This window comes from Sphingomonas sp. LH128 (genome assembly GCF_000293195.2).
GTDB classification, from domain to species: domain Bacteria; phylum Pseudomonadota; class Alphaproteobacteria; order Sphingomonadales; family Sphingomonadaceae; genus Novosphingobium; species Novosphingobium resinovorum_A.
Genome location: NZ_ALVC01000636.1, coordinates 1 through 6,419, shown reverse-complemented (window position 1 = coordinate 6,419; position 6,419 = coordinate 1). Strand labels below are relative to the sequence as shown.

Below are 6,419 nucleotides of genomic sequence, written 5' to 3'. Positions count from 1 at the left end.
CCACCATCGCCGCGATGGTTCCGCTGATGTACAAGGGCGTCGACGAAAGGCTCTGGCCCGCCGCCGGGCGTTCGGTCCTGGCCCACCTCCTCGATCTGGAAAAACGCGGCATTACAACGCGCCGCGAAGACGAATGGACGCTGATCGCCGCGAATTAGGCGTTCATCGACAAGTATTGTCGCAATAACACTTCACACGGTATTATCCACTGCCATCGAAAGGTGGAGGGTAATTCATGGCAACCGCAGCCGCAGCGCAGGTTTCGCGCGTCTCGTTCTGGGCGAAGATGACGATCGGGCTCAGCCTGTTCATCGTCTTCGCCTTTGCACAATTCGGTCTGCGCGGCTTCGTGCCCGTTACGCAAGTGCCGGTAATCTTTCATGTCCATGGCGTGGTCATGCTCGGCTGGCTCGCCCTCGTGACGACGCAGGCGCTGCTGGGCAACGGCAGTGGGCTGGAACTGCACCGACGGCTCGGCTGGGCGAGTGCAGTCATGCTGCCCACCATCGCCGTGCTGACCAGCCTGACCTGCTTCGCCGGGCTTCGCACCGGCATGTTCCCTCCGTTCTTCCCGCCGGCCTATTTCCTTGCGCTGATCCATGTCTCGATGCTGATCTTCGTGATAATGGTCGGCGGCGCCGTTGCGCTGCGTGGCCGTGCGGACTGGCACAAGCGGCTGATCCTGGGCTCCACCATCCTCATCATGGACCCTGCGCTCGGCCGGGTCCTGCCGATGCCTTTCATCATGCCCTGGGGCGAGTGGCTGTCGATGGCGATCCAGCTTGGCATGGTCGCGCTGATCGTGCGGCACGACCGGCGCACGATAGGCCGCGTCCATCCTGCCACCGTGACCGTCGCGCTGGCGGTGGTGCTGGCGCATGTCCTTGTCGAGCTGCTGGCGATCACGCCGCCGTGGGTCGCGTTCGCGGCGCAATTCGCGGGATAGATGTCCTGCTGTCCTCCCTGTCGCGCAGCGATGGGGAGGGGGACCGCCCGCATAGCGGGTGGTGGAGGGGGAGCCCCCTCCGTCAGCCCTGCGGGCTGCCACCTCCCCATCGCTACGCGACAGGGAGGATCAGGCGACGGCCGCGATCTGCGAAAATTCCGCTTGGGTCCTTGGGCCAGCGTCCCTAGATAGACCCCGCCCGCAGCAAGGTTCGGGCGAGGATGTACAGGAACGACCATGACCGTAATGCCCGCCGACCTCTCAGGCATCGACGTGCGCGCCGAGATCGAGCGCCTGCGCAAGGAGCGCAATGCGGTCATCCTCGCCCATTACTACCAGAAGCCCGAGCTTCAGGACCTTGCCGACTTCGTGGGCGACAGCCTCGAACTGAGCCGCAAGGCGGCGGAAACCGATGCCGACGTCATCGCCTTTTGCGGCGTGAAGTTCATGGCCGACACCGCCAAGATCCTCTCCCCGAACAAGATCGTCGTGCTGCCCGATCTCAACGCCGGCTGCAGCCTGGAAGATTCCTGCCCGCCGGAGAAGTTCAAGGCGTTCCGCGAGGCGCACCCCGATCACATCGCGCTGACCTACATCAACTGCTCGACCGAGGTTAAGGCGCTGTCCGACGTCATCGTCACCAGCTCCAGCGCCGAGACGATCCTGCAGCAGATCCCGCTGGACCAGAAGATCATCTTCGGCCCCGACCGTCACCTCGGCGGCTACCTCGCGCGCAAGTTCAACCGCGAGATGCTGCTGTGGCCGGGCGTGTGCATCGTGCACGAGGCGTTCAGCGAGACCGAACTGCTGAAACTGCGCGCCGAGCATCCCAATGCGCCGATCGCCGCGCACCCTGAATGCCCGCCGCACATCGTCGATCATGCGGACTACGTCGGCTCGACCAGTGGCATCCTGCAGTATGCGAAGACCATGCCCGGCGACACGCTGATCGTGGCGACCGAGCCGCACATCATCCACCAGATGCAGCTCTCGATCCCGAACAAGACCTTCATCGGCGCGCCCGGTGCGGACGGCAACTGCAACTGCAACATCTGCCCCTACATGGCGCTCAACAACCTCGAGAAGCTGTACATCGCGCTGCGCGACCTGTCCCCGCGCGTGGAGATCGAGGAACCGCTGCGTCTGGCGGCGAAGAAGAGCCTCGACCGCATGCTGGAGATGGCCAGCGGGACGATCGGCAAGGGCGACCTGGGCGCGCGTTGAGGGCTTCGTCGTCCCGGACTTGATCCGGGACCGGTGGCTGTCTTTAGGCGGGGGCTTCGACAAGCTCAGCCTGAGCGAGATTTGATGAACTGCTCTCAAAACCGCTCAGGCTGAGCTTGTCGAAGCCCCCGCCGCATAAAACGGAAAGCCCGGCTGTTCACGGCCACCGGTCCCGGATCAAGTCCGGGACGACGACTGGCGAAACCTCTTCGCGCTTCCTATGTTGTATGGGAACGAACCGGGGAGCCCCGAAACTTGCGTGATGTCCTCATCCTGAGGAAACTGAAGGTCTGGTGCCTGCTGCTGCTGGCCGCCGTCTTCGCGCACGCGCTGATCCCGATCGAGGCCCGTGCCTCCGGCTCGGCATTCAGCCCTTCCACGGTCGAGGTATCGACCGGCCACTCCCTGCGCGTGGCTGCCGTGCGCAAGCTCGCCCCCCAGCGTGACCCGCTCGGCAGGGGGATGTTGCTCGCCGCCTCCTCCCAGGACCGGAAAGCACGGGACGCCCGCGCCTGCCCTGCCCCGGCCGCAGCCTCCGGCCCGCCCGGCTGGCGCTGCGCGCTGTCGCAGCCCAGAGCCCCGCCCTTCGCCTGACACGCCGCCGGATCGCAATGCCGATCCGACAGTTTCAGCAAGGCCGGAGCGGCGCATTCCAGCGCGTCCCGGCAGCGAAGCACGGGACATCCAATGCCTCATCACACTCCCCTGATCGGCACCATCGTCGCCGGTCTGGTGATCGCCTTCTTCATGGGGGCGCTCGCCCACCGCCTGCGGGTTTCCCCCATCGCAGGCTACCTTCTCGCCGGCGTCATGGTCGGCCCCTTCACGCCCGGCTTCGTCGCCGATGCCGGGCTCGCACAGGAACTCGCCGAGATCGGCGTGATTCTCCTCATGTTCGGCGTCGGCCTGCATTTCTCGCTGCGGGACCTGCTGGCGGTGAAGAACATCGCCATCCCCGGCGCACTCGTGCAGATCGCCGTCGCGACCCTGCTGGGCATCGGCATCGGCTACATGATGGGCTGGGACCTTGCCGCCGGCTTCGTCTTCGGCCTCGCGCTCTCGGTGGCGAGTACCGTGGTCCTGCTGCGCGCGCTGCAAAGCCGCAACCTCGTCGAGACCGAGCGCGGCCGCATCGCCGTCGGCTGGCTGATCGTCGAGGATCTCGTCATGGTCCTCGCGCTGGTGCTGCTGCCTGCGCTGGCCTCTGGCCTCTCGGGAGGAGACGGGGCGGCAAGCCTGCCATGGGTGATCTCGACCACGCTCCTCAAGGTCGCGGGCTTCGTGGCGCTGATGCTGATCGTCGGGCGCCGCGTGCTGCCCTGGGCGCTGCACTGGGTGGTCCACACCGGATCGCGCGAGCTGTTCCGCCTTGCCGTCCTTGCGGTGGCTCTCGGCGTGGCGTTCGGGGCGGCCTATGCCTTCGACGTCAGCTTCGCGCTGGGTGCCTTCTTCGCAGGCATGATCCTGGGCGAAACCCAGCTGTCCCGCCGCGCCGCCGAGGAAACGCTGCCCTTGCGCGACGCTTTCGCGGTGCTGTTCTTCGTCTCGGTGGGCATGCTGTTCGACCCCTCGGTGGTGACCGAGCAGCCGATCCCGCTGCTGGTTACGGTGCTGACGATCGTGGTCGGCAAGTCGCTGGCCGCCTGGCTGATCGTGCGCGCCTTCGGCTACGAGAACGACAAGGCGCTGACGATCTCCGCCAGCCTTGCGCAGATCGGCGAGTTCTCGTTCATCCTCGCCGGGCTGGGTGCCGGGCTGGGGCTGCTGCCCGAGGCGGGACGCGACCTCATCCTGGCGGGCGCGATCATCTCGATCTTCCTCAACCCCTTCATCTTCAACTTCGCGGTCGGCAGCACCGGTTCCGTCAAGAAGCAGATGGAGGAGCAGGCCGAACAGGCGGAGATCGAGCATGAGAAAAAGCGCGAGGAGCACGTCATCCTCGTCGGCTACGGCCGCGTCGGCAAGCTGGTGGCGCACGGCCTGCGCGCCACCCCGACCGCCGTGCTGCTGATCGAAGCGCAGAGCGATCTCGCCCGCGAGGCCCGCGCCGAGGGCTTCGAGGTCGTCACCGGCAACGCGGTGGAGCCCGATGTCCTGAGGGAAGCCGGCATCGAGCGCGCCAACCGCATGCTCATCGCCATCCCCGAAGGCTTCGAGGCGGGCGCGATCTGCGAGGCCGCCCGCAAGCTTCGCCCCGACCTCTCGGTGATCGCACGCGCCCACTCGGACGCGCAGTTCGCGCATCTAGTGGAGCACGGCTGCGACAAGGTGGTGCTGGGCGAGCGGGAGATCGCGCGGCAGATGCTCGAACTGATCGGCGCCAGCGCCAGCCGCATCGCCGCCGTACCGGACGTGAAGTCGGCATGAGGGCGAGGAGAAAACCGCCCGGCTGGTTCAAGTGGGCGGTCTGGGGCGGGATCGTGCTGGCCGTCGCCGTCCCCACCGCCTGCGTGATGAACCACGGGGAGGTGCCGGGCTACGGCGCCTTCCCGTCATTGCCGCACTGAAACGAGACAGGTTTGGGTCGACGTTCTCGCCGTCATCAAAGGCAGTCGTAGTCTAGGCAGGCACTCCGGCTGCCTGCGCCATGACCTTGCGCACCATCTCCGGTTCGGCCTCGATGACCGTGAGATAGGCGCGCACGGCGGGTGGCGGCATGTGGCGAGCCAGTTCGTACTGGCGCAAGTTGGCGAGCGGAATGCCATAGGCGGCCGAGAACTGCGCCTGGTCCAAGCCGAGGCGATGCCGCAGAATGCGAAACCGCCGTCCGATATGGGCGCGTTCCAGCCCGGCCACGCTTACGTCAAAATCCTCGGGATCGTTGGGGTCAGCCGGAATTGCGATCGTAGTCTCTTTGTTCACCAGCATTGCTCCGTCGAACAGATATCAGCCTGACCCGATCGTCTCTCAAGACGTACACGACCGTGAACAACTTACCGTCCACCAAGCCCACCGCCTTGTAGCGATCTTCGCCATCGACCAAGCGAAACGAAGGTAAGACCTCATGCCGCGTATCCTCGAAAATCCGCATCCCGAACGCCAGCCGCAAGCCGTGCTTGACCAGATTGGCCTCGTCCTTGGCGGGGTCGAACGCGAACTCCATCGCCCGTGACTATGGGCATCGCATATAACACGGGAAGTTAAACCCCGTCCATCCGGCGACTTACCCAGCCGCCGCGGCCCGTGCCCAGGCGACGATCGCGCCGGGCGGCATCGCACCGGACTTGCGCGCGATCTCCCGGCCCTTGTGGATCAGAACGAGGGTCGGGATGGACTGGATGCCGTAGTGCCCGGCGATCGCCCCTTCCGCCTCGGTGTCGAGCTTGCCGAGGCGCATCTCGGGCTCCAGCTGCGCCGCCGCCGCCGCGAAGGCCGGAGCCATCTGGCGGCAGGGACCGCACCACGCGGCCCAGAAATCGACCAGCAGCGGCAGGTCGCTGCGCCCCGCATGAGCATCGAAATTCGCTGTGGTCAGGGTGACCGGCGCCCCGGCGAAGAGGGCCGCCCTGCACTTGCCGCATGTGCCGCCGGCGCCCAGCCGTTCGACCGGCACCCGGTTAGACGTCGTGCAGCGGGGACAAACGACGATTCTGTTATCGGACATGGACACGTCTCCTCACCATCGATGTAGGAGCGCGCGACTCAGACCGCCACTTCGCGCCACTCGCCCGGCGCGATGCCATCGAGGGTCCAGTCGCCAATGCGCCAGCGCACGAGGCGCAGGGTCGGGTGGCCGACGGCGGCGGTCATGCGGCGGACCTGCCGGTTACGGCCTTCGCGCAAGGTCAGTTCGATCCAGCAGTCCGGCACGGTCTTGCGGAAGCGCACCGGCGGATTGCGCGGCCACAGGTCGGGCGTGTCGATGCGGCGGGCATCAGCGGGCAGCGTCGGGCCATCGTTCAGCGTGACACCCTTGCACAGCGTTTGGATCGCGGCCTCGTCCGGCTCTCCCTCGACTTGCACGAGATAGGTCTTGGGCGTCTTGTAGCGCGGGTTCGAGATGCGCGCCTGCAGGCGGCCGTCGTCGGTCAGCAGCAGCAACCCCTCGCTGTCGCGGTCGAGTCGCCCGGCGGGGTAGACGCCCGACACCTTCACGAAGTCCGACAGCGTCGCGCGCGGGCTGGGAGACTTGAGGTCGGTGAACTGCGGCAGCACGTCGAACGGCTTGTTGAGCAGGATCAGGCGGGGCATGCGATCAATCCTTCGCGGGCTTGTCTGCGGCGCGCGCCATCGCCAGCGCCACGGCGAG

The 6,419-nt window shown here is 66.4% G+C and carries 10 protein-coding genes; 6 read left to right on the top strand and 4 right to left on the bottom strand.

Features of this window, described 5'->3' with window-relative positions:
• The first annotated feature begins 14 nt into the window (after nt 1-14).
• From LH128_RS33985 to LH128_RS33980, 6 genes are all read left to right on the top strand, one after another.
• Nucleotides 15-158, top strand: coding sequence for a hypothetical protein (locus LH128_RS33985; protein ID WP_442800368.1), 144 nt, complete (start codon nt 15-17; stop codon nt 156-158).
• Nucleotides 159-235: 77 nt separating this feature from the next.
• Nucleotides 236-946, top strand: a complete 711-nt coding sequence (locus tag LH128_RS30720; protein WP_008833589.1) for a hypothetical protein — start codon at nt 236-238, stop codon at nt 944-946.
• 237 nt (nt 947-1,183) lie between these two features.
• Nucleotides 1,184-2,170 carry a quinolinate synthase NadA gene (nadA, locus tag LH128_RS30715; RefSeq protein ID WP_008833588.1) on the top strand — a complete coding sequence of 329 codons (987 nt, stop codon included), beginning with the start codon at nt 1,184-1,186 and terminating at the stop codon, nt 2,168-2,170.
• A gap of 255 nt (nt 2,171-2,425) precedes the next feature.
• Nucleotides 2,426-2,764 (top strand): hypothetical protein, encoded by a 339-nt coding sequence (locus LH128_RS30710; protein ID WP_008833587.1) that lies wholly within the window; start codon nt 2,426-2,428, stop codon nt 2,762-2,764.
• 93 nt (nt 2,765-2,857) lie between these two features.
• Nucleotides 2,858-4,537 (top strand): YbaL family putative K(+) efflux transporter, encoded by a 1,680-nt coding sequence (gene ybaL, locus LH128_RS30705; RefSeq protein WP_008833586.1) that lies wholly within the window; start codon nt 2,858-2,860, stop codon nt 4,535-4,537.
• The gene (locus LH128_RS33980) at nt 4,534-4,677 is read left to right on the top strand and encodes a hypothetical protein (protein WP_155986379.1); all 144 of its coding nucleotides are present in this window, start codon (nt 4,534-4,536) and stop codon (nt 4,675-4,677) included. Before ybaL ends, LH128_RS33980 begins: the two co-directional genes overlap by 4 nt.
• A 52-nt stretch (nt 4,678-4,729) precedes the next feature.
• On the opposite strand, the gene LH128_RS30700 is transcribed toward LH128_RS33980, so the two are convergent.
• The 4 genes from LH128_RS30700 to LH128_RS30685 are packed head-to-tail and all read right to left on the bottom strand — an operon-like array spanning nt 4,730 to nt 6,361.
• Nucleotides 4,730-5,032, bottom strand: coding sequence for a helix-turn-helix domain-containing protein (locus LH128_RS30700; RefSeq protein ID WP_172705224.1), 303 nt, complete (start codon nt 5,030-5,032; stop codon nt 4,730-4,732).
• The gene (locus LH128_RS30695) at nt 4,998-5,273 is read right to left on the bottom strand and encodes a BrnT family toxin (protein ID WP_008833584.1); all 276 of its coding nucleotides are present in this window, start codon (nt 5,271-5,273) and stop codon (nt 4,998-5,000) included. The genes LH128_RS30700 and LH128_RS30695 overlap by 35 nt, the downstream gene beginning before the upstream one ends.
• 60 nt (nt 5,274-5,333) lie before the next feature.
• Nucleotides 5,334-5,774: a thioredoxin TrxC gene (gene trxC / locus LH128_RS30690; RefSeq protein ID WP_037522416.1), complete on the bottom strand. Its 441-nt coding sequence runs from the start codon at nt 5,772-5,774 to the stop codon at nt 5,334-5,336.
• Nucleotides 5,775-5,812: 38 nt separating this feature from the next.
• Complete coding sequence (locus tag LH128_RS30685; RefSeq protein ID WP_008833582.1) at nt 5,813-6,361, bottom strand: pseudouridine synthase; 549 nt, start codon at nt 6,359-6,361, stop codon at nt 5,813-5,815.
• Between the last annotated feature and the right edge of the window lie 58 nt (nt 6,362-6,419).